General features: G+C 60.5%; 23 protein-coding genes and 1 pseudogene. 19 read left to right on the forward strand and 5 right to left on the reverse strand.

Annotated features, from left to right (window positions below):
- Positions 1-116: 116 nt before the first annotated feature.
- The gene (locus AERO9A_RS15615; RefSeq protein ID WP_159972862.1) at positions 117-1,436 is read right to left on the reverse strand and encodes a TRZ/ATZ family hydrolase; all 1,320 of its coding nucleotides are present in this window, start codon (positions 1,434-1,436) and stop codon (positions 117-119) included.
- Positions 1,437-1,594: 158 nt separating this feature from the next.
- On the opposite strand from AERO9A_RS15615, the gene mtnA reads away from it, so the two are divergent.
- The 9 genes from mtnA to rpsA all read left to right on the forward strand — a co-directional run bounded on the left by mtnA (position 1,595) and on the right by rpsA (position 14,511).
- Positions 1,595-2,671 (forward strand): S-methyl-5-thioribose-1-phosphate isomerase, encoded by a 1,077-nt coding sequence (gene mtnA, locus AERO9A_RS15620; RefSeq protein WP_159972863.1) that lies wholly within the window; start codon positions 1,595-1,597, stop codon positions 2,669-2,671.
- A gap of 244 nt (positions 2,672-2,915) precedes the next feature.
- A complete protein-coding gene (gyrA, locus tag AERO9A_RS15625) occupies positions 2,916-5,684 on the forward strand; it encodes a DNA gyrase subunit A (RefSeq protein ID WP_159972864.1) in 2,769 nt (922 codons plus the stop codon).
- 140 nt (positions 5,685-5,824) lie between these two features.
- Positions 5,825-6,910, forward strand: a complete 1,086-nt coding sequence (gene serC, locus AERO9A_RS15630; protein ID WP_159972865.1) for a 3-phosphoserine/phosphohydroxythreonine transaminase — start codon at positions 5,825-5,827, stop codon at positions 6,908-6,910.
- A 1-nt stretch (position 6,911) separates the two neighbouring features.
- Positions 6,912-8,006 carry a prephenate dehydratase gene (gene pheA / locus AERO9A_RS15635; RefSeq protein ID WP_159972866.1) on the forward strand — a complete coding sequence of 365 codons (1,095 nt, stop codon included), beginning with the start codon at positions 6,912-6,914 and terminating at the stop codon, positions 8,004-8,006.
- Between the two features lie 17 nt (positions 8,007-8,023).
- A complete protein-coding gene (cysC, locus tag AERO9A_RS15640; RefSeq protein WP_159972867.1) occupies positions 8,024-8,593 on the forward strand; it encodes an adenylyl-sulfate kinase in 570 nt (189 codons plus the stop codon).
- 72 nt (positions 8,594-8,665) lie between these two features.
- Positions 8,666-9,775, forward strand: coding sequence for a histidinol-phosphate transaminase (gene hisC, locus AERO9A_RS15645; RefSeq protein ID WP_159972868.1), 1,110 nt, complete (start codon positions 8,666-8,668; stop codon positions 9,773-9,775).
- A gap of 2 nt (positions 9,776-9,777) precedes the next feature.
- Positions 9,778-12,018 (forward strand): bifunctional prephenate dehydrogenase/3-phosphoshikimate 1-carboxyvinyltransferase, encoded by a 2,241-nt coding sequence (locus AERO9A_RS15650; protein ID WP_159974067.1) that lies wholly within the window; start codon positions 9,778-9,780, stop codon positions 12,016-12,018.
- Entirely contained in the window at positions 12,015-12,680 is a 666-nt protein-coding gene (gene cmk, locus AERO9A_RS15655; protein WP_159972869.1) for a (d)CMP kinase, read from the forward strand. The genes AERO9A_RS15650 and cmk overlap by 4 nt, the downstream gene beginning before the upstream one ends.
- Before the next feature lie 148 nt (positions 12,681-12,828).
- Positions 12,829-14,511 carry a 30S ribosomal protein S1 gene (gene rpsA / locus AERO9A_RS15660; protein WP_159972870.1) on the forward strand — a complete coding sequence of 561 codons (1,683 nt, stop codon included), beginning with the start codon at positions 12,829-12,831 and terminating at the stop codon, positions 14,509-14,511.
- Between the two features lie 394 nt (positions 14,512-14,905).
- Here the strand turns inward: rpsA and AERO9A_RS15665 are convergent, their stop codons facing one another.
- Positions 14,906-15,346, reverse strand: a complete 441-nt coding sequence (locus AERO9A_RS15665; RefSeq protein ID WP_159974068.1) for a siderophore-interacting protein — start codon at positions 15,344-15,346, stop codon at positions 14,906-14,908.
- On the opposite strand from AERO9A_RS15665, the gene AERO9A_RS22510 reads away from it, so the two are divergent.
- From AERO9A_RS22510 to nfsB, 9 genes and pseudogenes are all read left to right on the forward strand, one after another.
- Positions 15,313-15,435, forward strand: coding sequence for a hypothetical protein (locus AERO9A_RS22510; protein ID WP_256665978.1), 123 nt, complete (start codon positions 15,313-15,315; stop codon positions 15,433-15,435). The two genes, AERO9A_RS15665 and AERO9A_RS22510, sit on opposite strands and share 34 nt — an antisense overlap.
- Before the next feature lie 51 nt (positions 15,436-15,486).
- Positions 15,487-15,642 (forward strand): hypothetical protein, encoded by a 156-nt coding sequence (locus AERO9A_RS15670; RefSeq protein ID WP_159972871.1) that lies wholly within the window; start codon positions 15,487-15,489, stop codon positions 15,640-15,642.
- Positions 15,643-15,824: 182 nt separating this feature from the next.
- Positions 15,825-16,034 carry a hypothetical protein gene (locus tag AERO9A_RS15675; protein WP_159972872.1) on the forward strand — a complete coding sequence of 70 codons (210 nt, stop codon included), beginning with the start codon at positions 15,825-15,827 and terminating at the stop codon, positions 16,032-16,034.
- 104 nt (positions 16,035-16,138) lie between these two features.
- Positions 16,139-17,266 (forward strand): elongation factor P maturation arginine rhamnosyltransferase EarP, encoded by a 1,128-nt coding sequence (earP, locus tag AERO9A_RS15680; protein ID WP_159972873.1) that lies wholly within the window; start codon positions 16,139-16,141, stop codon positions 17,264-17,266.
- A 43-nt stretch (positions 17,267-17,309) separates the two neighbouring features.
- Positions 17,310-17,882, forward strand: coding sequence for an elongation factor P (efp, locus tag AERO9A_RS15685; protein ID WP_159972874.1), 573 nt, complete (start codon positions 17,310-17,312; stop codon positions 17,880-17,882).
- 100 nt (positions 17,883-17,982) lie between these two features.
- Positions 17,983-18,503, forward strand: a pseudogene (locus AERO9A_RS15690) (transposase); the annotation flags it as partial.
- A gap of 40 nt (positions 18,504-18,543) precedes the next feature.
- Positions 18,544-18,732 carry a hypothetical protein gene (locus AERO9A_RS15695; RefSeq protein WP_159972875.1) on the forward strand — a complete coding sequence of 63 codons (189 nt, stop codon included), beginning with the start codon at positions 18,544-18,546 and terminating at the stop codon, positions 18,730-18,732.
- A gap of 287 nt (positions 18,733-19,019) precedes the next feature.
- A complete protein-coding gene (pdxY, locus tag AERO9A_RS15700; RefSeq protein ID WP_159972876.1) occupies positions 19,020-19,892 on the forward strand; it encodes a pyridoxal kinase PdxY in 873 nt (290 codons plus the stop codon).
- 184 nt (positions 19,893-20,076) lie between these two features.
- Complete coding sequence (gene nfsB, locus AERO9A_RS15705) at positions 20,077-20,727, forward strand: oxygen-insensitive NAD(P)H nitroreductase (protein WP_159972877.1); 651 nt, start codon at positions 20,077-20,079, stop codon at positions 20,725-20,727.
- 23 nt (positions 20,728-20,750) lie between these two features.
- Here the strand turns inward: nfsB and AERO9A_RS15710 are convergent, their stop codons facing one another.
- The 3 genes from AERO9A_RS15710 to AERO9A_RS15720 form a co-directional block, all read right to left on the reverse strand.
- Positions 20,751-21,689: an L-threonylcarbamoyladenylate synthase gene (locus AERO9A_RS15710; RefSeq protein ID WP_159972878.1), complete on the reverse strand. Its 939-nt coding sequence runs from the start codon at positions 21,687-21,689 to the stop codon at positions 20,751-20,753.
- An 85-nt stretch (positions 21,690-21,774) separates the two neighbouring features.
- The gene (locus tag AERO9A_RS15715; protein ID WP_159972879.1) at positions 21,775-23,670 is read right to left on the reverse strand and encodes a patatin-like phospholipase family protein; all 1,896 of its coding nucleotides are present in this window, start codon (positions 23,668-23,670) and stop codon (positions 21,775-21,777) included.
- 70 nt (positions 23,671-23,740) lie between these two features.
- Positions 23,741-24,019: a peptidylprolyl isomerase gene (locus AERO9A_RS15720; RefSeq protein WP_159972880.1), complete on the reverse strand. Its 279-nt coding sequence runs from the start codon at positions 24,017-24,019 to the stop codon at positions 23,741-23,743.
- Positions 24,020-24,168: 149 nt separating this feature from the next.
- On the opposite strand from AERO9A_RS15720, the gene AERO9A_RS15725 reads away from it, so the two are divergent.
- Positions 24,169-25,377, forward strand: a complete 1,209-nt coding sequence (locus tag AERO9A_RS15725) for a PilT/PilU family type 4a pilus ATPase (protein WP_178111147.1) — start codon at positions 24,169-24,171, stop codon at positions 25,375-25,377.
- Positions 25,378-25,382 lie beyond the last annotated feature (5 nt).

The following is a 25,382-nucleotide window of genomic DNA, read 5'->3' on the forward strand; positions in this document are numbered from 1 at the left end:
AAGGCCTGGCCCGTCATGTTGCCAGTTTAAGGCGCGACGTGGTGCGGGCTGGGTTCATTCAATGTATGTCAGTTTGTCGCAGTCGTTTCGAGAAGGTGGCGTGGATTTTATCCGTGTTATCTGCTGGCCACTTTATTTCCCCATTCTCTGGCTTTGGCGATGAGTTCGTTTTCGTTCATGCGTGTCAGTCGGCCATCGTCCAGCAGTTGCTTGCCGCCCACCCATAGGTGCTTCACGCAATCGCGGTCACTGGCGTAGATCAGTTGCGAGACGGGGTCGTAAACCGGTTGTTGGGCCAGGCCGGACAGATCGAAGGCAACCAGATCGGCCTGTTTGCCTGGCTCCAGTGAGCCGATTTGGCTCTCCAGACCCAGCGCGCGGGCGCCGTTGAGGGTGGCCATGCGCAGGGCGCTATGGGCGTTCAGGGCAGTTGCCGAGCCAGATACGGCCTTGGCCAGTAGGGCCGCCGTGCGGGTTTCGCCGAGCAGGTCGAGGTCATTGTTGCTGGCGGCGCCATCGGTGCCGATGGCGACATTGACGCCGGCTTGCCACAGTCGCTCCACTGGGCAAAAGCCGCTCGCCAGCTTGAGGTTGGACTCCGGGCAGTGGATGACGCTGCAGTTGTGCTCGACCAGCAGGGCAAGGTCGTCGTCGTCGATCTGTGTCATATGCACGGCCTGAAAACGCGGGCCAAGCAGGCCCAGGCGCGCTAGGCGGGCCAGTGGGCGCTCGTCGTCCTCAGCGAGGGCGTCGGCGACTTCCTGGGCGGTCTCGTGCACGTGCATGTGAATGCCCGCGTCCAGCTCGTCGGCGAGCATGCGAACCTCTTCGAGCTTGTCATCGCTGACCGTATAGGGCGCGTGTGGGCCGAAGGCGATGCGGATGCGCGGGTGCTGTTTGAGGTCGTCGAACAGTTGCAGGCCCTTGCGCAGCGCTTCGGCTGCATCGCGGGCGCCCGGCACCGGGAAGTTCATTACGGGAATGCTGATCTGTGCGCGCACGCCTGCGTTGTGCACACACTCGCTGGCGACCTGCGGATAGAAGTACATATCCGAGAAGCAGCTAATGCCACCTTTGATCTGCTCGGCGATGGCCAGGTTGGTGCCGTCACGCACGAATGCCTCATCGACCCATTTACTCTCCGCAGGCCAGATGTGTTCGCGCAGCCAGGTCATCAGCGGCAGGTCGTCGGCCATGCCGCGTAGCAGTGCCATCGCGGCATGGCCATGAGCGTTGATCAGGCCGGGAGCGAGCAGGCAATCCGGTAGCTCGCGCACCTCGCATGCGCTATGGCGTAGGGCTTCTGTGCGGGGTGCGATTAGGGCGATCTTGCCGTCGCGAATGCCCAGGCCGTGGTCGCGCAACACCACGCCTGCCGGCTCCACGGGAACCAGCCAGGTGGGTAGAAGCAGGATGTCAAGCTCGGTGGCGGGCATGAATGAGGTGTCCGGTGCAATTGGGTTGTTCGGGCCGGTCGCCAGTCTATAGAGGAACGCCCGGTGCTTGAAGCGCTAGGCAGGGTGCGATCTCTGTCTGAGCGCGGGGCAGGCGGCGTATACTTGGCCGTTTTCGATTGCCAGATGTGAGGTAAGGAATGCGCGAGCAATTGCTGGCGGCAGAGAGGGTTCAGGCAATCGAGTGGCGTGACGGAGCGCTTTATCTGCTGGATCAGCGTTTGTTGCCCCATGAGCAGACGTGGTTGCTGATGGATTCGGCAACTGCGGTAGCGGTTGCGATCCGCGAGATGGCCGTGCGCGGTGCGCCGGCTATCGGCATCGCTGCGGCCTACGGCGTAGTGTTGGGCGCGCGACAGCGTCTGGCGGCCGGAGGTAACTGGCGTGAGGCGCTGGAGGCGGATTTCGAGCGCTTGGCGGCCTCTCGGCCTACGGCGGTCAATCTGTTCTGGGCACTGCAGCGCATGCGCGAGCGCCTGCAGCGTCTGAAGAATGATGAAACGGTGCTGGCGCAGTTGGAGGCTGAGGCGGTCGGCATCCATGCCAGTGATCGTGAGGCCAATCTGACCATGGCGCAGATCGGTATGGAGCTGATTCGCAAGCATCAGGGTAACGAGCAGGTACTGCTGACCCATTGCAATGCCGGTGCGCTGGCGACGGGTGGCTTCGGTACGGCGTTGGGGGTGATCCGGGCTGCGCATCTGGAAGGCTTGGTTGAGCAGGTCTATGTCGATGAAACGCGGCCCTGGCTGCAGGGCGCGCGGCTGACGGCCTGGGAATTGGCGAGTGATGGCGTCCCGGTTAGCCTGAATGTCGACTCGGCTGCCGCGCACCTGATGAAGGTCAAGGGTGTGTCCTGGGTGATCGTCGGCGCTGATCGCATCACTGCCAATGGTGACGTGGCCAACAAGATTGGCACCTACCAGTTGGCTGTCAGCGCCATGCACCACGGCGTGCGTTTTATGGTGGTGGCGCCCAGTTCGACCATCGACATGGCCCTGGACAGTGGTGAGGACATTCTGCTCGAAGAGCGTGATGGCGATGAGTTGCGGGCTGTGGCAGGTCAGCGTGTTGCCGCGGACGTACCCGTGACGAATCCGGTATTCGATGTGACGCCTGCGGATTTGATCGATTACATCGTGACTGAAAAGGGTGTGGTTGAACGCCCGGATGCCGAGAAGATGGCGCAGTTGATGTGCCGCAAGCGTCTGCATTGAGTTATGCGTTTGGTGTTTGCTGCTGGTGCCGCTTCGCGCTGGGCGGGGTAGGTGCAAGGCGGGCTTTGTGGTAACCTCCGGCAGTTTTCACGGGGCCTGCCCGCAGTTGCTTTTGGCGCCTCCTTATGTGGCATAACCCGTTGATTTATCGTGAGTCGTCATGGCTAGTCGCCAGGGCGACGAACTCCGTAGCGTTCAGGAAGAATGGCGCGGAGTTTCACCAGAAAAAGGAACCAGGCTTCTCATGGGCGAACTGGCCAAAGAAATCCTCCCGGTCAATATCGAAGACGAGCTGAAACAGTCCTACCTTGACTACGCAATGAGCGTGATCGTCGGGCGTGCGCTGCCAGATGCGCGCGATGGCTTGAAGCCGGTACACCGTCGTGTGCTCTACGCCATGAGCGAGCTGGGCAACGACTGGAACAAGCCCTACAAGAAATCCGCCCGTGTGGTCGGTGACGTGATCGGTAAATACCACCCGCACGGCGATACGGCGGTGTACGACACCATCGTGCGGATGGCGCAGGATTTCTCCCTGCGTTACTTGCTGGTCGACGGCCAGGGTAACTTCGGCTCCGTCGATGGCGACAACGCCGCGGCCATGCGATACACCGAAGTGCGTATGACCAAGCTGGCGCACGAGCTGCTGGCTGATCTGGAAAAAGAAACCGTCGACTGGGTGCCGAACTACGACGGCACCGAGCAGATCCCGGCGGTAATGCCGACCAAGGTGCCGAACCTGCTGGTCAACGGTTCTTCCGGTATCGCCGTCGGTATGGCCACCAACATCCCGCCGCACAACCTCACCGAAGTGATCGATGGCTGCCTGGCGCTGATGGACAACGCCGAGCTGAGCGTCGATGACCTGATGCAGTACATTCCCGGCCCTGATTTCCCCACTGCGGGCATCATCAATGGTCGCGCTGGCATCATCGAGGCCTATCGCACGGGCCGTGGGCGCATTTACATCCGCGCCCGCGTCGAGGTCGAGGACATCGACAAAGTGGGCGGTCGCCAGCAGTTGGTGGTGACCGAGCTGCCGTACCAGCTAAACAAGGCGCGTCTGATCGAGAAGATCGCCGAGCTGGTCAAAGAGAAGAAGATCGAAGGCATCACCGAGCTGCGTGACGAATCCGACAAGGACGGCATGCGCGTGGTGATCGAGCTGCGTCGCGGCGAAGTGCCTGACGTGGTGCTGAACAACCTCTACGCCCAGACCCAGATGCAGAGCGTGTTCGGCATCAACGTGGTGGCGCTGGTCGACGGTCAGCCGAAGACCATGAACCTCAAAGACATGCTTGAGGTGTTTATCCGTCACCGCCGCGAAGTGGTGACCCGGCGTACCGTTTACGAGCTGCGCAAGGCACGCGAGCGTGGGCACATCCTCGAAGGCCAAGCGGTTGCGCTGTCCAACATCGACCCGGTGATCGAGCTGATCAAGAGCTCGCCGACCCCGGCCGAGGCCAAGGAGCGTCTGCTCGCGACTGCCTGGGAGTCCAGTGCGGTGGAGGCCATGGTTGAGCGCGCTGGCGCCGACTCCTGCCGCCCTGAAGGGCTGGATGAGCAGTACGGTCTGCGTGATGGCAAGTATTACCTGTCGCCGGAGCAGGCGCAGGCCATTCTGGAGCTGCGTCTGCACCGCCTGACCGGCCTGGAGCACGAGAAGCTGCTGGCCGAGTATCAGGAAATTCTCGCCTTGATCGGTGAGCTGATCCGTATTCTCACCAGTCCAGAGCGCCTGATGGAAGTCATCCGCGAAGAGCTGGAGAAGGTCAAGGCCGAGTTCGGCGACAAGCGCCGTACCGAGATCATCGCCTCGCGTCAGGATCTGACCATTGCCGATCTGATCACCGAAGAAGAGCGCGTCGTTACCATCTCTCATGGCGGTTACGCCAAGAGCCAGCCGCTGGCCGCCTACGAGGCGCAGCGTCGCGGCGGCAAGGGCAAGTCCGCCACTGGCGTGAAGGACGAGGACTACGTCGAGCATCTGCTGGTGGCCAACAGCCATGCGACCCTGCTGCTGTTCTCCAGTAAGGGTAAGGTGTACTGGCTGCGTACCTTCGAAATTCCCGAGGCTTCGCGTGCGGCCCGTGGTCGTCCACTGGTCAACCTGCTGCCGCTGGATGAGGGCGAGCGCATCACCGCGATGCTGCAGATCGACCTCGAAGCGCTGCAGCAGAGCGCTGGTGCCGACGAGGACCTGGACGACGAAGGTGTGGTGATCGAAGGCGAAGCCGTCGAAGTGGTCGAAGCCGAGGAAGTCGAAGAAGTGGAGGGTGAAACCCCCGAGTTGGTCGCCGAGCCGACCGGCGCCTTCATCTTCATGGCCACTGCCTTTGGCACCGTGAAAAAGACTCCGCTGGTGCAGTTCAGCCGTCCGCGTAGCGCCGGTCTGATCGCTCTGCGCCTGGAAGAGGGTGACACCCTGATTGCTGCCGCCATCACCGACGGTGCCAAGGAAGTCATGCTGTTCTCCGATGCCGGCAAGGTGCTGCGCTTCGCCGAGAGCAAGGTGCGTACCATGGGCCGTACCGCGCGTGGTGTGCGAGGCATGCGTCTGGGCAAGGATCAGGAACTGATCTCCATGCTCATTCCTGAGTCCGGTGCGCAGATTCTCACTGCTTCCGAGCGTGGTTTCGGCAAGCGTACTGGTCTGGGCAAGTTCCCGCGTCGTGGCCGTGGCGGCCAGGGCGTGATCGCCATGGTCACCAGTGAGCGTAACGGCAAGCTGGTCAGCGCCATTCAGGTGCAGGACGGCGAGGAAATCATGTTGATTTCCGACCAGGGCACCCTGGTGCGTACTCGTGTCGACGAGGTCTCCAGCTCCGGCCGTAACACTCAGGGTGTGACCCTGATCAAGCTAGCCAAGGACGAGACTCTGGTTGGCCTGGAGCGCGTGCAGGAGCCGACTCCGGTAGACGAGGACGAGCTGGTCGAAGGCGAAGAGGGCGTTGAAGTCGCCGAAAACGCCGAAGCACCGGTTGCCGATGCCGAGGAAGGCAGCGAGGAATAAAGTCGGGCTTTGTGGGAGGGGCCGGGCGGCGTTCCGATTAGCGGCGACTGTCGCGGCTAAAGCCCCTCCCACGGCACGGCAGACAGTTTGGACATGCCATCGCCTGGTGGTGGCGCTCTGTGAATCTGAGAGAGACAGACGTGAGCAAGCGAGCTTTTAACTTCTGCGCCGGCCCGGCCGCGCTGCCGACCGCTGTACTGCAACGTGCCCAGGCCGAGATGCTCGACTGGCAAGGCAAGGGCCTGTCTGTGATGGAAATGAGCCATCGCAGTGACGAGTACGTGGCCATCGCCAGCCAAGCCGAACAGGACCTGCGCGATCTGCTCGCTGTGCCCAATGACTACAAGGTGCTGTTCCTGCAGGGCGGTGCCAGCCAGCAGTTCGCCGAAATTCCGCTGAATCTGCTGCCGGAAGACGGTGTGGCTGACTACGTCGAAACCGGCATTTGGTCGAAGAAAGCCATCGAAGAAGCCCGTCGTTACGGTGCGATCAACGTCGCCGCCAGCGCCAAGGTGCATGACTACTTCGCCATCCCGGGGCAGAACGACTGGCAGTTGTCGAAGAATGCTGCCTACGTGCATTACTGCAGCAACGAGACCATCGGCGGTTTGCAGTTCGACTGGGTGCCGCAGACCGGCGATACCCCGCTGGTGGTGGACATGTCCTCGGACATCCTCTCGCGCCCCATCGACGTCTCGCAGTTCGGCCTGATCTACGCCGGTGCGCAGAAGAACATCGGCCCCAGTGGCCTGGTGGTGGTTATTGTCCGGGAAGACCTGCTCGGTCGCGCCCGCAGCGCCTGCCCGACCATGCTCGACTATCGTGTCTCCGCCGATAACGGCTCGATGTACAACACTCCAGCGACCTATTCCTGGTACCTCTCCGGTCTGGTCTTCCAATGGCTGAAGGAGCAGGGTGGTGTCGAGGCGATGGAGCGTATCAACCGCGCCAAGAAGGATTTGCTGTACAAGGCCATCGACGACAGCGACTTCTACAGCAACCCCATTGCTCACAACGCGCGCTCCTGGATGAACGTGCCGTTCCGCCTGGCCGATGAGAAACTGGACAAAGCCTTCCTGGCTGGTGCCGATGCGCGCGGCCTGCTCAACCTCAAGGGTCACCGCTCGGTAGGCGGCATGCGTGCCTCCATCTACAACGCCGTTGGCCTGGATGCGGTCGAGGCGCTGGTGGCCTACATGGCCGAGTTCGAGAAGGAGCACGCCTGATATGTCCGAGCAGGAGCTGCAGGCGCTGCGGGTGCGTATCGATAGCCTCGATGAGCGCATTCTTGAACTGATCAGCGACCGTGCGCGCTGCGCCGAAGAAGTGGCGCGGGTGAAGATGAAGGAACTCAAGGAAGGCGAATCGCCGGTCTTCTACCGCCCCGAACGCGAGGCTCAGGTGCTCAAGCGTGTGATGGAGCGCAATCAGGGGCCGCTGGGCAACGAGGAAATGGCGCGGCTGTTCCGCGAAATCATGTCCGCTTGCCTGGCGCTGGAGAATCCGCTCAAGGTTGCCTACCTTGGCCCTGAAGGCACCTTCTCCCAGGCTGCTGCGCTCAAGCATTTCGGTCATGCGGTGATCAGCTCGCCGATGGCGGCAATCGATGAGGTCTTCCGCGAAGTAGCTGCGGGCGCGGTCAATTTCGGCGTGGTGCCGGTGGAGAACTCCACCGAGGGTGCGGTTAACCACACTCTCGACAGCTTCCTTGAGCATGATCTGGTTATCTGTGGTGAGGTCGAGCTGCGTATTCACCATCACCTGCTGGTGGGCGAGAACACCAAAACGGGGTCGATCACGCGCATTTACTCCCATGCCCAGTCGTTGGCCCAGTGCCGTAAATGGTTGGACGCGCACTACCCGAATGTCGAGCGCGTGGCTGTGTCGAGCAATGCTGAGGCAGCCAAACGGGTCAAAAGCGAGTGGAACAGTGCCGCTATCGCCGGCGATATGGCCGCCAGTCTGTACGAGCTGACCAAGTTGGCCGAGAAGATCGAGGATCGCCCGGACAACTCCACGCGCTTTCTCATTATCGGTAATCAGGAAGTGCCGCCCACCGGCGACGACAAGACCTCGATCATCGTCTCTATGCGCAATAAACCGGGTGCGCTGCACGAGTTGCTAGTGCCGTTCCACAATAACGGCATCGACCTGACTCGCATCGAAACTCGCCCATCGCGCAGCGGCAAATGGACCTACGTGTTCTTCATCGACTTCGTTGGCCACCATCGCGATCCATTGATCAAGGACGTGCTGGAAAAGCTGGCCCAGGAAGCCGTGGCGCTGAAGGTGTTGGGTTCCTACCCCAAGGCGGTGCTTTGAGTGGAGCCTGATCGGCAATGACGCTTCCCGTCGATCGCTGTCAGCGTGCCTCGATCAAGCATCAGGAGCCCTTCGTCATCTGGTTTACCGGGCTTAGTGGTGCTGGTAAGTCGACTCTGGCAGAGGCGCTGGAGCGTAGCTTGCTTGCTGCTGGTCGGCATACCTATCTGCTCGACGGTGATCGCCTGCGTCAAGGGCTCAACCGTGATCTGGGGTTTTCTCAGTCGGATCGGCGGGAGAATATCCGTCGGGTGGGTGAGGTCGCTGCGTTGATGGTCGAGGCGGGCCTAATCGTCATTGCTGCTTTGATTTCTCCTTTCCGTGCCGAGCGTGATTCTGCGCGCGCCTTGGTGCAGGGCCGATTTATCGAGGTGTTCGTCGACACGCCCTTGGCTGTCTGCGAGCAGCGTGATCCCAAGGGGCTCTATCGGCGTGCACGTGTCGGCCTGATTTCTAACTTCACTGGGATCGACTCGCCATTCGAGGCGCCATTGGCGGCTGAGCTGTGCATCGATGCCAGCCGTTGTACGGTCGAGGTGGCCGTGCAGCAGATCCATGACTACCTCAGGAGCCACCATGCCTTGTAGAGTGGCGCCTGCATCACCGGTTGCTGCCGGTGCCTTCGTCAACCGAGTTGCGTCAGAGAAGAGTCTCCGTTCATGAGTTGCGATTTCCTTGCCCTGGCTCTGCCGGGCGTGCAGAAGCTGTCACCCTATGTGCCCGGCAAGCCGGTCGATGAGCTGGCCCGTGAGCTGGGGCTCGACCCCGCGAGTATCGTCAAACTGGCCAGCAACGAGAACCCGCTTGGCCCCAGCGATAAGGTGCTGGCGGCTATCCGTGCCGAGTTGGGTGAGTTGACTCGCTACCCGGATGGCAATGGTTTCACCCTCAAGAGCGCTCTGGCCGCGCGTTACGGCGTCGATGCCGCGCAGGTGACTCTGGGCAATGGTTCCAACGATATCCTCGAGCTGGTCGCTCGCGCTTATCTGGCGCCCGGCCTCAATGCTGTGTTCAGCGACTACGCCTTCGCCGTGTACCCCATCGCCACCCAGGCTGTCGGTGCGCAGTGCAAGGTGGTGCCGGCTAAGGACTACGGGCATGACCTGTCGGCCATGCTGGCCGCTATTGACGACCATACGCGTGTCGTCTTCATCGCCAACCCCAACAATCCAACCGGCACCTGGTTTGGCCCGGATGCACTGGAAACCTTCCTTGCCAAGGTACCGGAACGCGTGTTGGTGGTGCTTGATGAGGCCTATATCGAATACGCCGAGGGTGACGAGTTGCCCGATGGCATGAATTATCTGGTGCGTTACCCCAATCTGCTGGTCTCGCGTACCTTTTCCAAGGCCTACGGTCTGGCCGCGCTGCGCGTTGGCTATGCGATCAGCTCGCCAGCCATTGCCGATGTGCTTAATCGTGTGCGCCAGCCGTTCAACGTCAACAGTCTTGCTCTGGCTGCGGCCTGTGCGGCTCTTGCCGATAACGATTACCTGGCTGAGAGCCGTCGCCTCAATGATGCTGGCATGCAGCAGTTACAGGACGGCTTGCGTGCGCTGGGGCTGAGTTGGATTGCCTCTAAAGGGAACTTCATTGCTGTGGACTTTGGTCGTGATACTGCGGCGATCAATCAGGCGTTGCTACGCGAAGGCGTGATCGTGCGGCCGGTGGCCGGTTATGGCATGCCCAACTTCCTGCGCGTGTCGATTGGCCTGCCGCGTGAGAATGCTCGCTTCCTTGAGGCTCTGGCCAAGGTGCTGTCGGCGTGACGGTGACTGTAACGGCAGTGCAATCGAGTGCCCCTAAGATCGGCCGCCTGGTGGTGGTTGGCCTTGGCTTGATTGGTGGCTCCTTTGCCAAGGGGGTGCGTGAGCGGGGGCTGTGTGAGGAAGTGGTTGGGGTTGATCTGGATGCGCAGTCGCGTCATCTGGCTGTGGCCCTGGGCGTCGTCGACCGCTGCGAGAGCGACCTGGCGCTCGCTTGCCAGGGCGCCGACGTGATTCAACTGGCGGTGCCGATTCTAGCTATGGAAAAGGTGTTGGCCGCGCTGGCCAAGCTGGATCTGGGGCGGGCGATACTGACTGATGTTGGCAGTGCCAAGGGCAATGTCGTTCGGGCTGCGCGCACAGCGTTTTTTGGTCGACCGGTGCGCTTCGTGCCGGGGCACCCGATTGCCGGTTCCGAGCAGAGCGGGGTGGAAGCGGCCAATGCCGATCTGTTCCGTCGTCATAAGGTCATCCTGACGCCATGTGAGCATAGCGATGAGGCCGCTGTGGCGGTCGTGGAGGGCCTTTGGCGTGAGCTCGGTGCGGATGTTGAGTCGATGGAGGTAGAGCATCATGATCAGGTGCTCGCCGCCACCAGCCATCTGCCGCACCTGCTGGCTTTTACTCTGGTGGACTCGCTGGCCAAGCGTAGCGAGAACCTGGAGATCTTTCGCTATGCCGCGGGTGGTTTCCGTGATTTCACGCGGATTGCCGGGAGTGACCCGGTGATGTGGCACGACATCTTCCTCGCCAATCGTGAGGCCGTGCTGCGCACGCTCGACGTTTTTCGCGACGACCTCGACGCCTTGCGCGACGCGGTTGTTGCAGGGGATGGGCACCAACTGCTTGGGGTATTTACCCGGGCACGGGTAGCTCGCGAACATTTCAGCAAAATTCTGGCCCGCAGGGCCTATGTGGACGCTATGCATTCGACCGATCTGATTTTTCTGGCCAATCCCGGTGGCAGCCTGAAAGGGCGCATTCGCGTACCGGGCGACAAGTCCATTTCGCACCGTTCGATCATGCTGGGCTCGTTGGCCAATGGCACCACCGAGGTTGAGGGTTTCCTCGAAGGTGAGGACGCTCTCGCCACCTTGCAGGCCTTTCGCGATATGGGCGTGGTTATCGAGGGGCCACACCATGGCCGTGTGACTATCCACGGTGTCGGTCTGCATGGCCTGAAGGCTCCGGCTGGTCCGCTGTACATGGGCAACTCGGGCACCTCCATGCGTTTGCTGTCCGGCCTGCTGGCTGCACAGTCGTTCGATACCACGCTGACTGGCGATGCCTCGTTGTCCAAGCGCCCGATGAATCGTGTGGCCAAGCCGCTGCGTGAAATGGGGGCGGTGATCGAGACCGGCCCTGAAGGCCGTCCGCCGTTGAGCATCAAAGGCGGCCAGCGCCTGACTGGCATGAGCTACGAGATGCCCATGGCGAGCGCTCAAGTCAAATCCTGCCTGCTGCTGGCGGGCTTGTACGCTTCTGGCAAAACGTCCGTGACCGAGCCAGCGCCGACCCGCGACCATACCGAGCGCATGCTGCGTGGCTTCGGTTACCCGGTGAACGTCGAAGGCAGCACCGCTAGCGTCGAATCCGGTCATGCGCTCAGCGCCACGCGTATCGAGGTGCCGGCCGACATTTCCTCGGCGGCCTTCTTCCTAGTTGCGGCGAGCATCGCTGAAGGCTCCGAGCTGGTGCTGGAACATGTGGGCATCAACCCGACCCGTACCGGCGTGATCGACATACTCAAGCTGATGGGTGGCGATATCACCCTGGAGAACCAGCGCGAAGTCGGTGGCGAGCCGGTGGCTGACATTCGTGTGCGCGCAGCCAAGCTCAAGGGCATCGAGATTCCCGAGAATCTGGTGCCGCTGGCCATTGATGAGTTTCCGGTGCTGTTCGTCGCTGCTGCCTGCGCAGAGGGGCGTACCGTGTTGCGGGGCGCCGAGGAGCTGCGGGTCAAGGAGTCTGATCGTATCCAGGTCATGGCCGATGGCCTGGTCGCGCTGGGTGTCAAGGCAGAGCCGACCCCGGATGGTATCGTCATCGAAGGTGGTGCGATGGGCGGTGGTGAAGTCTGGGCCCATGGTGATCACCGTATCGCCATGTCCTTCAGTGTCGCCTCGTTGCGTGCCAGTGCAGCGATCCGTATTCATGATTGTGCCAACGTCGCCACTTCCTTCCCCAATTTCCTTGGTCTGGCCGCTCAGGTGGGCATCCGCGTTGCGGAAGAGGGCAAGGCATGAGTGCTCCAGTCATCACCGTCGACGGGCCGAGCGGATCGGGCAAGGGCACCATTTGTGCGCTGCTGGCCAAGCAGTTGGGCTGGAATCTGCTTGACTCCGGCGCCCTGTATCGCTTGTTGGCGTTCGCTGCGGCTAACCATGGTATCGACCTGACCAATGAGGAAGCACTCAAGCAATTGGCTGCGCATCTGGATGTGCAGTTCATTGACAAGCGCATCATCCTCGAAGGCGAGGAGGTGACCGAGGCTATTCGCAATGAGCAGGTCGGTGCTGGTGCCTCGATGGTGGCCTCGCTGCCTGCCGTGCGTGATGCTCTGTTACAGCGTCAGCGCGCATTTCAGGAGATGCCTGGGCTGGTAGCTGATGGTCGTGATATGGGGACTGTGGTGTTCGCTGAGGCGCCGTTGAAGGTTTTTCTCACGGCCAGCGCCGAGGAGCGCGCTCGTAGGCGTTACCTGCAGTTGAAGGCCAAGGGCGATAATGTTAATCTTGCGAGTCTTCTCGACGAGATACGGGCGCGCGATGAGCGCGATACCCAGCGCGCGGTGGCACCGCTGAAGCCAGCGGTCGATGCAATCGTGTTGGATTCCACCGAGCTTTCCATCGAGCAAGTGCTAGAACGAATTCTGCGCGAAGTCGCTGATCGCGACCTCGCCGGTTAAGAGCCCCGGCTGTCTTAAGTCGGAAAGCTCGCAAGGAGGCATGCGGGAGACCAGTCCTTGTCCCGCAGGCCTCTTTTTACATGAACGAACCCACATGGTCTGGAGTGTGGTTTGGGCGAATCCCCGCCCTTGATCAACAGGAATCAACATGAGCGAAAGCTTTGCAGAACTATTTGAAGAAAGCCTGAAATCCCTCGACATGCAGCCGGGTGCCATCATCACCGGCATCGTGGTCGACATCGACGGTGACTGGGTTACCGTACACGCCGGCCTGAAGTCCGAGGGCGTCATCCCGCTCGACCAGTTCTTCAACGAACAAGGCGAGCTGACCATCAAGGTCGGTGACGAAGTCCACGTCGCGCTGGACGCGGTTGAAGATGGCTTCGGTGAAACCAAGCTGTCCCGCGAGAAAGCCAAGCGCGCTGAATCCTGGCTGGTTCTGGAAGCTGCGTTCAACGCTGAAGAAGTGGTCAAGGGCGTTATCAACGGCAAGGTCAAAGGCGGCTTCACCGTTGACGTCAACGGCATCCGCGCGTTCCTGCCGGGTTCCCTGGTCGATGTCCGTCCGGTGCGTGATACCACTCACCTGGAAGGCAAAGAGCTGGAATTCAAGGTCATCAAGCTCGATCAGAAACGCAACAATGTTGTCGTCTCCCGTCGCAGCGTCCTCGAAGCCGAGAACAGCGCCGAGCGCGAAGCTCTGCTGGAATCCCTGCAGGAAGGCCAGCAAGTCAAAGGTATCGTCAAGAACCTCACCGACTACGGTGCGTTCGTTGACCTGGGCGGCGTAGATGGTCTGCTGCACATCACCGACATGGCTTGGAAGCGCATCAAGCACCCGTCCGAGATCGTCAATGTTGGCGACGAGATCGACGTCAAGGTTCTGAAGTACGACCGCGAGCGCAACCGTGTATCCCTGGGCCTGAAGCAACTGGGCGAAGATCCGTGGGTTGCCATCAAGGCTCGTTACCCGGAAAACACCCGCGTCATGGCGCGCGTTACCAACCTGACCGACTACGGCTGCTTCGCTGAGCTGGAAGAAGGCGTTGAAGGTCTGGTGCACGTTTCCGAAATGGACTGGACCAACAAGAACATCCACCCGTCGAAAGTCGTCAACGTCGGCGACGAAGTGGAAGTCATGGTTCTGGATATCGACGAAGAGCGTCGTCGTATCTCCCTGGGTATCAAGCAGTGCAAGACCAACCCGTGGGAAGACTTCTCCAGCCAGTTCAACAAAGGCGATCGCATCAGCGGCACCATCAAGTCGATCACCGATTTCGGTATCTTCATCGGCCTGGAAGGTGGTATCGACGGTCTGGTTCACCTGTCCGACATTTCCTGGAACGAAGCCGGTGAAGAAGCCGTGCGTCGCTTCAAGAAAGGCGACGAGCTGGACACCGTGATCCTGTCGGTTGACCCGGAGCGTGAGCGCATCTCCCTGGGCATCAAGCAACTGGAAGATGATCCGTTCAGCAACTATGTTTCCCTGAACGACAAGGGCAGCATCGTTCGCGGTACTGTCAAAGAAGTTGACGCCAAAGGCGCCATCATCGATCTGGGCAACGAAATCGAGGCCACTCTGAAGGCTTCCGAAATCAGCCGTGACCGCGTTGAAGACGCGCGTAACGTCCTGAAGGAAGGCGACGAAGTTGAAGCCAAGATCATCAGCGTTGACCGCAAATCCCGTGTCATCAGCCTGTCCGTGAAGTCGAAAGACGTCGAGGACGAGAAAGATGCCATGAAGGAACTGCGCAGCAAGCAAGACGCTGAAAGCACCGGCCCGACCACCATTGGTGATCTGATCCGTGCTCAGATGGAAAGCCAGAACTAAGTTCAGGTATTCCATCCAGCAAAAAGGGCGGCCCTCGGGTCGCCCTTTTTCGTTTTAGCAAATCGTGTTGGCGTTCTACTCTCGCTTTTAGCCGCTCGTGCTAAGCCCTCTAGCGAATCTTAGGCGGTGAGTTGGTGGCTTTGCGAATGCACTGGTGCGTTCTGGCCTGAAACTTTGGGGCGATTTCGATATGGCGTGGCGCTTTTCGTCCAGGGTCAGTTTTGCCTGATGAAGTGCTTGGGCTAGCTGAGGGGTTGGCGAGCAGTACAGCGCGATACTGCGTTTATGCGAGCTTATCAGCGTGGCGTATTGCTGTGCTATTTGCAGTGGCGGGGGCTTAGCTGCTTCCTATGTGGTTGCCTTAGCGCTTCAGTCTTAACGAGTGGTGATCAGTTCACTCGGCATCCTGTTCGGTCAATTCTTCATGAAAGCCTTCGGCGCCTTGGCGCCAGTATGCGGCGACACGCATGGCTTCCTTGGGGTGACTCTTTTCTATCACTAGCGCCTTGCGAATGCGTTTCATCAGGCTGGCTTCGCCTGCGGCCCAGGCAAATCCTTCGCCTGTTGGAAGCACAAGGTCTTGTATCGCTGATAGCAGTTCTTCGGCATCGTTAAAGTGTTGAACCTTGGCAATATCAGGGAGGATGCGACGCGGTTTGCGACCGTCGAGCAGGAGCATGACGTGTACCAGGCTGGTCGCAGGTAGCTCCTCAAGGCGGCGATTAATGGCTGGGAGGGCGCTGGAGTCGCCGCGCTCAGCAATATCGCGCCTTGCGAGATGGGCCGTATGACATGACTCACATGGAATACAAGGTTCTGAACTTCTTTGCGGCAGAGCCGGATGCTACTTTGCGTGAATCGGTGCAGCGTTCTCGGCGTGACAAAGCGCAATTGGCGCAAGCATTTGTTGGAGGGGCAGGTTGATGCTGATGATCGCCGTATTACGCGACTACGTTTGACTCCGCAGGATTAGCGGTGCACGCGGCTTTCCAGCAGCAGGGGCGGCTCCTCAATGAAGTGGCGGGGCAGGGGCTCTCGCTTGAGGATCGAGCGCAGTTGTTGCAGTTGTTGCAGTTGTTGCAGCTGTTGGGGCGTGTCGGCAGTAGTTTGCGAAATGCTGCGGTCGACTGACCTATCCTTCAGGAGATCGTGCTAAGCCATCTCAAGCGGAGATGAGGGGCGGTGTTCGGTGCGAGGTGGATGTTGTCTGGGCATCGATTGCTCTCATGGTGACCATCAGAATCGTTGATTCATGTTCGGGAACACCTGCTTCTAAGCTGGTTCCAATGAAACCTAAAGGTTTGGAGGTGGCTATGCAGCGTATTGATGTGGTTTCTTTGGTGGGCAGTGCTGTTCCTGCCGAACTCAAAGCCGATGGTCATATGGTCTGCTGGGTGCTACTGGTCGATGGTCAGCCCGAGGCGGGACCTTTTATTTCGCGCGAGGCGGCTCTGGCCTGTCAGGCCGTCTGGCAGCTCGGCATGGTGGTTCGTACTAAGGTATCCCCTGTCTTTTGGGCTTGATAGCTTTTGCGCCCTCTTCATATGCTCCTTGTTCCGTTTTGATGGCGGGCTTCTTCGATGGCTTATGGCGGTAAACTGGCGTCTTTGTCGGTTGAGGTGCGGGTGTGAGGTGGGACATTTTCTGCGCTGTGGTAGACAACTACGGCGATATCGGTGTGACTTGGCGCCTAGCTCGGCAATTGGTCTCAGAGCATGGCCTGATGGTGCGCCTGTGGGTGGATGACCTGGAGGTCTTTGCTCATTTGTGTCCAGCGCTTGATCCGCACTTGTCCATTCAGGAGTATGCCGGTGTGGAGGTGCGTCACTGGGCTCGTACCTGGGAGCCGGTCGAAGTGGCTGATTTGGTGATTGAGGCTTTCGCCTGCAATCTACCCAGCGAGTACATCCAGGCAATGGCTGTGCGTGCGCAGCGACCTCTGTGGCTGAATTTGGAATACCTGAGCGCCGAGAACTGGGTGTCGGGGTGTCACGCATTGCCTTCGCCGCAAGTCGGTGGGCTGCAGAAGTTCTTCTTTTTCCCCGGTTTTGTAGAGGGTACTGGTGGCTTACTGCGTGAAGCTGAGTTGCTTGCTGAGCGAGATTGCTTGCAGGCCGACGTGGACGGGCAAGCAACTTTTCTGGCGCAATTAGGCGTTACGCGCCTGACTCAGGCGCAACTGATATCCCTGTTCGCTTATGAAAATCCTGGCCTGGGCGAGTGGCTGGATACTCTGGCGTCGAGTGATCGGCTCACGCAACTGCTAGTACCTCAGGGGCGCATTCTTGCTGAGGTTGCGCTGTGGTTCGGAGCGCAGTTGGTGCCAGGCGATCAACGCCAACGCGGTAACGTGCATGTGCAGGTTTTGCCATTCATGGCGCAAGCTGACTATGACCGCTTGTTGTGGTGCTGTGATTTCAATGCTGTGCGCGGTGAAGATTCCTTCATTCGTGCGCAGTGGGCAGGAAAGCCTTTGCTCTGGCATATCTATCAACAGGAGGAGGGCGCACATTGGGATAAGCTGCATGCTTTTCTCGCGCTCTATCGTCAGGGGCTCAGTGCTTCGGCAGATGCGGCACTGTTGCATTCATGGGCGGCCTGGAATGCCGGAAAGGGCATGGCGCAGGCCTGGGAGGCTGTGCAGGCAAATTGGTCTGAGCTGCACGCGCATGCCGTGCGCTGGTGCTCGCAGCAGGCCGCCCGGCCGGATCTCGCCTCAGCACTGGTGCAGTTTCATCGAAATTGGCTATCATAGCGGGCTTAGAATTCTGTACCTCCCGCATATTTCGGATATTCGCATGAAAACTGCACAGGAAATGAGAGTCAACAGCGTGGCCCTGATCGACGGCCAGCCGTGGCTGATTCAGAAGGCCGAGTTCACCAAGTCCGGCCGTAACAGCGCAATCGTCAAGATGAAGCTGAAGAACCTGCTCAATGGCTCCAAGACCGAAACCGTCTACAAAGCCGACGACAAGATGGAGCCGGTGATTCTTGAGCGCAAGGAAGTGACCCTGTCCTACATCAGCGGTGACGACTATGTGTTCATGGATCCGGAGTACAACTCCTACGAGCTGCGCGCCGAGGATCTGGAAAGCGTTCTGCCGTTCATCGAAGAAGGCATGAGCGACGTCTGCGAAGCTGTGTTCTTCGAAGGCAAAGTCATCTCCGTCGACCTGCCGACCACCATCGTGCGTCAGGTTGTCTACACCGAGAACGCTGCTCGTGGCGACACTTCCGGCAAGGTGATGAAGCCTGCCAAGCTGCGCAACGGCACCGAGATCAAAGTTGCCGAGTTCGTTGACATCGACGACTGGATCGAGATCGACACCCGCGACGCTTCCTACAAGGGGCGCACCCAGGCGCCGGCTTAAGTCCGAGCGTTTCGAAAAAACCGGCCCGCGTCAGACCGTGTGAAAATCTAGCAGTCTGAGTGCAAGCCGAAGACAATGCCTCCATCAGTCGATGGGGGCATTGTCGTTTATGGGCTACTTCCAACGCATCCGCTCCTCGCGCCGCCTGGAAACAGATTGCCAGCGCAATGTCGAAGTGGTGTGGCTGTTGGGCCGATTGGCACCGGGCTTCAAGACCATCGCCGACTTTCGCAAGGACAACAGTGCCGCGTTTCAGGCGACCTGCTGCGCCTTTGTGCAGTTTTGCCGATAGGTGGGGCTGATCAGCGGGCAACTCGTCGCCATCGACGGCAGCAAGTTCCAGGCGGGGCGTCACAACGCAAGCACCTGAGCCTGGCGAAGCTCAAGCGCCAATAAGCCAAATTGGAGGCGCAGATCGCCCGTTATCTGGCGGAGCTGGACGAGGCGAACCGCAGTGAAGCGACTGAAGTGGTTGATCGCAATGCCGTCAAGGCTGCGCTGCAACACCTAGAAAGCCGACATGCCGATAACCTGACCACTCAGGCGCTGATGGAGGTGCAGGGGCTGGATCAGTTCATTGTTGGCGAAAGCGATGCCCGCTTGATGCGTACCTACCAAGGGTGGCAAGCAGAACCTGAATGATCTGCTGGAAAACACCCTGATGAACTTCCATAACCTGCTGATCGCCAGCCTGAAGAACCAGGTCGCCCAACAGGCAATCACCAACGCCGAGCAACTGGGCATCGCCATGCCGCTGTCGGAGGCCGCACGCGACCCGAAGACCTCGACCTTGTTTCTCAAAGGTGGCAAGCGGGTGCTCTACCAGATTAACGATGCCCTGGTCTTCTAGGCGCTCACATCGCTGGCCGATCCGGGTCTCAATAACTTCGCTGTGCGCGCAATGGACAAGTTCAAGCGTATCTTCACGAACATGGAGGTGTTTGCGCTCGCACCATGAGCATGGTTGTCACGATCGGGGGCGACGTATCTTATGGCGACGGTAAATCTTTGATTTGGATATCGGTTTTAACTGTTATGTCTGCTTTAGGCGCAGTCATGTACGGCGAGCCAGTAGTGGCCTTGTAGCCTCGACATGACGAATAATCGCCGCTCCTTTCTTCACTGCTGGAGCCGCTGATGAGTGCCGTCCTGCCGCCCCTCGTTCTATCCATCCAATCTCACGTCGCCTGGGGCCATGTTGGCAATGCGGCGGCGGTATTCCCGTTGCAGCGCCTGGGTTTCGAGGTGTTGCCGATTCACACTGTGCAGTTTTCCAACCACACCGGCTATGGCCAGTTCCGTGGCCAGGTATTTGGCTCCGAGCACGTGCGCGAAGTGCTGTTGGGCTTGCGTGAGCGCGGCGTGCTGCCGCGCCTGTCGGCGGTGCTCTCTGGTTATTTGGGGGATGCCGACAGCGGCCGGGTGATTCTCGAAGCGGTCGGCGAGATCCGTCAGCACAATCCGAACGTGCGCTACCTGTGCGACCCGGTGATGGGCGATGTCGGCCGGGGCGTATTCGTCAATGCGGCGATTCCCGATTTTCTGCGTGACCAGGCGATTCCCTTCGCCAACATCATCACCCCGAACCAGTTCGAGTTCGAGCTGCTCACCGGGACAAAGTTGGGCAGCTTGCAGGAGGCGGTGAAGATCGCCCGGCAACTGCGTGGCCGTGGCCCGGATACTGTCGTCATCACCAGCCTGGCAACGCCGGATATTGCTGATAGTGATTTGGGCACCTTGGCCGTGAACGGTGAGGGCGCCTGGCTGGTGACCACGCCGCGCCTGGCGCTGCATCCCTTGCCCAATGGCATGGGCGACGTATTTTCTGCCACTTTGCTGGGGCGTCTGTTGGCCGGGCAGGCGCTGCCGCAAGCCCTGGAGCTGGCAACCGCGACGCTGTATGCCTTGGTCGAGCAAACCGCCGAGGGCGCGCGCGACTTGCCACTGGTGGCGGCGCAGGAGCAGATCGTCGCCCCAGCACTACGTTTCCTCGCGCATCCTTTGGGCTGAGTGGGGCTCTTTTGACAAACAGTCATGCCTAGTGACACATGGTTGAAACTGCAGGCTTGCCATAAGGTCGTTCAATGACTCTGTTGCTGGTGTATAGACCTTGCAGGGTTCCCAATGCTGTTTTGCAGGGGATTGCTAGGTTCAGCCTGGCGCCCCGTTTTTCCCATTGATCAGGAGATCGTTGATGAGCCTCGTTTCCTTCGCACGCAAGCGCTACACCACCAAGGCCTATGATGCGAGCCGCCAGGTGGATCAGGCGACCGTCGAGCAGTTGCTGGAGCTGCTGCGCCTGTCTCCTTCGTCGGTCAACTCGCAACCTTGGCACTTCGTCGTGGCCAGCTCTGCCGAAGGCAAGGCGCGTTTGGCCAAGGGCACCCAGGGCGCTTTTGCCTATAACCAGCCTAAGGTGCTCGACGCCTCGCATGTGATTCTGATTTGTACCCAGCGCGATATGAGTGACACGCATCTGGCGGTGCTGTTGGGCCAGGAGAGCGCTGATGGGCGTTTCCGCGATGAGGCGGCGCGTATCACGCAGCAAAACACCCGTAACAGCTATGTGAATCTGCACCGCGAACTGGGCGACATTTCGCACTGGATGGAGAAGCAGGCTTACCTTGCGCTGGGTTCGTTGCTGTTGGGTGCGGCCAGTCTGGGCCTGGATGCTACGCCGATGGAGGGTATCGACCGCGAGGCCCTGGATGCCGAGCTGGGCCTGGCCGAGCGTGGCCTGAGCAGCCTGGTGATGGTGTCGCTGGGTTACCACAGCGATGGCGACTTTAACGCCGCACTGCCGAAATCGCGGTTACCTGCCGAGCGCGTGTTCACGCGTCTCTAAGCAAGGCCATGGGGCGCGCGGCGCTATTGCGTCGTCGCGCGCTGCAGGCGTTCATGCACCGCTGCCCAGGCCGCTCCGGCTGGTGGCAGGGCGATATACAGATGGCGTAAATGCATGGCGTCGAGCTGGTACAGGGCGGCGTACAGACCGGCGGCGTAGTGCTCGGGGTCGGCGCTCAGATCGATGCCTGGGCCCTGGCTTGGGCGCGGCTGACCGCACCAGATCCAACCGCAGTCGGCGCAGTCCAGCGCCGCTTCAGGCGCCTCGATGAAGGTGCTGGCCAGAGTGCCCGGCGCATAGTGACGGCGATGCTGGCCCGGTGCCCGCAGGCCACCATCACGAGTCTCCAGCGCTTGCCCGAGTACCTGTTGCAGGCGCTGCTGATCGAGCATGCCGTGGCGCAACAGGCGTGGGCTGTCGCCGGGCAGCAGGGCGACGATGCTTGACTCCAGACCTACCTGACAGGCTCCACCGTCAAGAATCAGCAGTTCGCTGTCGGCGAATTGCTGAGCGACGTGGGCCGCGCTGGTCGGGCTGATCGACATATAGCGATTGGCCGATGGTGCCACCAGCCCACCGCCGAACGCGTGCAGCAAGGCGCGCGCGCCAGGATGGGCGGGCACGCGCAGGGCGACGCTGTCTTGCCCGGCGGTCACGCTGCGCAGCACGTCGTCACGGGCTGGCAATACCAGCGTCAGTGGCCCCGGCCAGAAGGTGTCCATCAGGGCCTGTGCCTGTGGTGGAATCTGGCTGACCCAGTCGCTGGCCTGGCTGGCATCGGCCAGGTGCACGATCAGGGGGTTACTGTCCGGGCGTTGCTTGAGTTGGAACACCTTGGCCACGGCATCGCCGTTGCGGGCGTCGGCGGCCAAGCCGTAGACGGTCTCGGTGGGCATCGCGACCAGGTCGCCGCCTTGCAGGTGCTGTGCGCAATGGGTGATGTCGTGGGTAATCGTCGGCATGGAAGCAGGTGGCTCGTGCATTCATCTGGTCGCCGGTAGTCGGCTGCGCGCGATTTTAGGGGATTTGCGCGCGGCATGGGCAGCTTCAGACACGTGGACGCAACTTCAGCTCCGGTGTTGGTTTGGGGGCCCCTTCGGCGGGGTGCAGCGCCGGATTGATCTGTGCGTGTTGCGCGATCTGCTGCGCCAGCGCTCGTAGGCTGTCGAGTTGTGCCAGGGCCAGTGCCGCCTGGGTCGGGTACTGGCCATGCGCGTTGGCGTCAAGTTCACCAAGGCCTTGCAGGGTGTAGCTGTAGCGCTCACTGAAGAAGCGGCGATAGTCCTCTGGCGTGTTTGCCAGCGTGCTGTAGGCGCGTTCCAGGCTGGCCAACTGTTCGGCGACGCTGGCCAGCATCAGGCGCAGACGGATGCTTTGATGGTTTTCCCAGTTCATCTTGATCGGCTGTGCGCCGCTCTGCCAGCAGTCCGGGCTGCCGAAGCGGTGCACAAATTCGATACCGGCCTGGCGCCCGTACTCGGTCAAACGGGCGATGCGCTCGGGGGGCATGGTCAGGTTCAGGCCGCCTTCTTCACGGGTCAGTTGGATCAGGCCAATACGGTCGCGAAAGCCTGGCAACAGCGACAGGGTTTCGTGGTTCCAGTCCTTGGCGACGTTCATCACGATGCGCAGAAAACTGCCGACGGCCCCCAGACCGCTTTCGGGAAAGCGCCGCCAATAGGCCAGACGTGCATCGCTGTTGCGCGCCGGGAAGTGTACGCGCGGGCCGTTGGCATCTTCGGTATTGCCCAGGTCGAGGCCGAAGGTGGGGCGTGTCGGCAGGGCCTGGTCGAAGAAGTGGATGGGAAAGTTGGAGGCGATGCCGCCGTCGGTGAACCAGCAGCGCTCCAGGCTTTTATGGCTGCTGCGGTAGTCCACGGCATACAGCGGCACGGCGCTGAGCAGCAGGGGAAAGCTGAGGCTCATTCGTACGGCCACCACCACCGGCAGGTCGTCCGGTAGCGGCAGGCGATACAGGCCGTCGGCCCGCTCGGGGCATTTCGACGGGCGCTGGCGCGCACGCATCCAGTTCACGACGTGCGGCGGAAATAGAGCGCAAAACTCGTCTTCGTGGAAGTAGAACTGGTTGTTTTCACGTACCTGCTCGTCGTTACGAAAGGGCAGGCGAAAAGGCCGCGCCATGCTGGCGCAGGTGGTCATCATCTGCAGATCGATGCCATGTCGGCGCAGGTCACCGAAGGTCAGAGGGCGTGCACGCTCCACTGCGTCGGCAGCGCTCGCACAGGCCTGAGGTTGACCGCTAAGGCGGTCGAGATAGGTGCTTAGCCAGGGCGTTAGCGCTTCTTGCGCGGCCGGATCATCCGGGCTGGACATACCACTGCACAGGCCGAAACCGTTGGCGGGTAGTTCGCGGCTGGTCTGGCGCAGCAGGCAAATGCCGGTTGCTAGCAGAGCACCGAGCAGGGCGGCCAGCAGCAGCCAAAGCCACAGCAGCAGGCTGTGGTTGGCGAGTGCTAGCGCCCATAGTGGGCCGCCGCCAAGCAGCGCGCCGAGGCCTGTTGCCAGTCCGTAATGACGTAGCACGGCTCGCAACAAACCGAGCGGCTTGCTCTTGGCATCGAGCGCGGCAGTAAAGGTGTCGAACAGGCCGCGGAGCCTGGGGCTCGGACGAAACAAGGCCAGCAGTTTGGTGCCATGGCCGCTGGTAGCCGCCGTGCACAGGTGAGTAGGCAGTCGTTCGATTTCGGCGAATCCTTGCGGATCTTCGCTCAGCTCACCGGCCTGGTAGCGCTGGCGCCCCAGTTCTGCCGCTGCCGCGGCTGCGGCTGCAATCGCTCCGGCGCTGGTGCCACCGATGCTGCGCAGGCGGAAAGCCTTGGCAATTTCACTAATGGCGAGTGGATAGACAATGCCGCTGGTGATGCCGCCCTTCATAACCAGGTCGCACTCGCGGGCGAAAACGGGCGGGCGGCTGGCGTTCATGCGGGCTCCAAGGGCGGGCTAGAGAGGCCGGTATGATAACGCGCTGATAGAGGCTATGTGCCATCATTTGTCAGTCGCGGTAGAACACCTGGATCAGGTGGTAGCCGAACTGGGTCTTCACCGGGCCGTGCACTTCGCGCAGTGCCTTCTTGAAAATCACCTGATCCACCGCGCGCACCATTTGCCCAGGGCGTACTTCACCGAGGTCGCCGCCTTTCTTGCTGGACGGACAGACGGAGTATTTACGCGCCAGGACATCGAAGGCTTCGCCAGCGGCGATGCGTTTTTTCAGCGCGGCGGCTTCTGTTTCGGTCTTGACCAGAATGTGGCGGGCCATTGCCTTTGCCATTGATGCGCTCCTCAAATTCGGCGGATGCTTATTGTGCCAGTATCCATCACGCCAGCAGAATGACGTCAACTTAAAGACAGGTCTCGTCGTCATCAAGTGGTGGCGAATCTTGGCTATGGTAATTCAATCGCCCCCACGGGAATGCCGCCATGGATCTCCATGCAATGCTCAAGGTGCTGTCCAGTCAGGACGGTTCCGACCTCTATCTGTCCACCGGCGCGCCGCCCTGCGCCAAGTTCAACGGCGTGCTCAAGGCGCTTAGCCAGGAGCCGCTGCGCTCGGGCGACGTGGCGGCCATTGCCGAATCGATCATGGATAGCGCGCAGCGTGAGGAATTCGAACGCGAGCTGGAGATGAACCTGGCGATTTCCCTGTCCGGTGTCGGGCGTTTTCGCATCAACATCTTCAAGCAGCGCAACGAGGTGTCCATCGTCGCGCGCAACATCAAGATGGAGATTCCGCGTTTCGAGGACCTCAAGCTGCCCGAGGTGCTGCTGAGCACGGTGATGGAAAAACGCGGTCTGGTGCTGTTCGTCGGCGGCACCGGTTCGGGCAAGTCGACTTCGCTGGCAGCGCTGATCGACTACCGCAACCGCAATAGCGGCGGGCACATCATTACCATCGAAGATCCGGTGGAATACGTGCATCGGCACAAGAAGTCGATCATCAATCAGCGCGAGGTGGGTGTGGATACCCGCAGCTTCCATGCCGCGCTGAAGAACACCTTGCGTCAAGCGCCTGATGTGATTCTGATTGGCGAGATTCGCGACCGCGAGACCATGGAGCACGCCCTGGCTTTTGCCGATACCGGGCACCTGGCGATCTCCACGCTGCACGCCAACAATGCCAACCAGGCACTGGACCGCATCATCAATTTCTTCCCCGAGGAGCGTCGTCCGCAGTTGCTCAATGATCTGGGTAACAACCTCAAGGCCTTTGTCTCCCAGCGTCTGGTCAAGACCCTCGACGGCAAGCGCCGCGCGGCGGTGGAGGTGATGTTGGGGACGCCAACGGTGCGCGATTTGATCAAGCGCAATGAGTTTTCCGAACTCAAGGAAATCATGGAAAAGTCGAAGAATCTCGGCATGCAGACCTTCGATCAGGCGCTGATCGATCTGGTGCATGAAGGTGCTATCGATGAGGAAGAGGCGGTGAAGAACGCCGACTCGGCCAATAACGTGCGCCTGAAACTCAAACTCTACCGTGATACTCCGCAGGCGGCGCCCGCCAAGCCTACGGTTGCCGTGGCGACTCCGGCACCAGCGGCCAAGGCCGCTGGCGATTGGGGGTTGGAACTCAAGCTTGAGGATATCGAGCAGGACGAGCCGCCTGAGGATCCTGGGCGCTCAGGCATTTGATGGCA

This window comes from Pseudomonas sp. 8Z (assembly GCF_902506535.1).
Classification (GTDB): domain Bacteria; phylum Pseudomonadota; class Gammaproteobacteria; order Pseudomonadales; family Pseudomonadaceae; genus Aquipseudomonas.

What these genes read in the sequence shown, in the direction of transcription:
- AERO9A_RS15675 (WP_159972872.1), top strand. Translation starts at nt 15,825, where the DNA reads ATGCAGCGTATTGATGTGGTTTCTTTGGTGGGCAGTGCTGTTCCTGCC.
- cmk (WP_159972869.1), top strand. Translation starts at nt 12,015, where the DNA reads ATGAGTGCTCCAGTCATCACCGTCGACGGGCCGAGCGGATCGGGCAAG.
- AERO9A_RS22510 (WP_256665978.1), top strand. Translation starts at nt 15,313, where the DNA reads ATGGAATACAAGGTTCTGAACTTCTTTGCGGCAGAGCCGGATGCTACT.
- cysC (WP_159972867.1), top strand. Translation starts at nt 8,024, where the DNA reads ATGACGCTTCCCGTCGATCGCTGTCAGCGTGCCTCGATCAAGCATCAG.
- pdxY (WP_159972876.1), top strand. Translation starts at nt 19,020, where the DNA reads ATGAGTGCCGTCCTGCCGCCCCTCGTTCTATCCATCCAATCTCACGTC.
- hisC (WP_159972868.1), top strand. Translation starts at nt 8,666, where the DNA reads ATGAGTTGCGATTTCCTTGCCCTGGCTCTGCCGGGCGTGCAGAAGCTG.
- gyrA (WP_159972864.1), top strand. Translation starts at nt 2,916, where the DNA reads ATGGGCGAACTGGCCAAAGAAATCCTCCCGGTCAATATCGAAGACGAG.
- efp (WP_159972874.1), top strand. Translation starts at nt 17,310, where the DNA reads ATGAAAACTGCACAGGAAATGAGAGTCAACAGCGTGGCCCTGATCGAC.
- AERO9A_RS15715 (WP_159972879.1), bottom strand. Translation starts at nt 23,670, where the DNA reads ATGAACGCCAGCCGCCCGCCCGTTTTCGCCCGCGAGTGCGACCTGGTT.
- nfsB (WP_159972877.1), top strand. Translation starts at nt 20,077, where the DNA reads ATGAGCCTCGTTTCCTTCGCACGCAAGCGCTACACCACCAAGGCCTAT.
- AERO9A_RS15710 (WP_159972878.1), bottom strand. Translation starts at nt 21,689, where the DNA reads ATGCCGACGATTACCCACGACATCACCCATTGCGCACAGCACCTGCAA.
- AERO9A_RS15615 (WP_159972862.1), bottom strand. Translation starts at nt 1,436, where the DNA reads ATGCCCGCCACCGAGCTTGACATCCTGCTTCTACCCACCTGGCTGGTT.
- mtnA (WP_159972863.1), top strand. Translation starts at nt 1,595, where the DNA reads ATGCGCGAGCAATTGCTGGCGGCAGAGAGGGTTCAGGCAATCGAGTGG.
- rpsA (WP_159972870.1), top strand. Translation starts at nt 12,829, where the DNA reads ATGAGCGAAAGCTTTGCAGAACTATTTGAAGAAAGCCTGAAATCCCTC.
- AERO9A_RS15695 (WP_159972875.1), top strand. Translation starts at nt 18,544, where the DNA reads ATGAACTTCCATAACCTGCTGATCGCCAGCCTGAAGAACCAGGTCGCC.
- AERO9A_RS15720 (WP_159972880.1), bottom strand. Translation starts at nt 24,019, where the DNA reads ATGGCAAAGGCAATGGCCCGCCACATTCTGGTCAAGACCGAAACAGAA.
- pheA (WP_159972866.1), top strand. Translation starts at nt 6,912, where the DNA reads ATGTCCGAGCAGGAGCTGCAGGCGCTGCGGGTGCGTATCGATAGCCTC.
- AERO9A_RS15725 (WP_178111147.1), top strand. Translation starts at nt 24,169, where the DNA reads ATGGATCTCCATGCAATGCTCAAGGTGCTGTCCAGTCAGGACGGTTCC.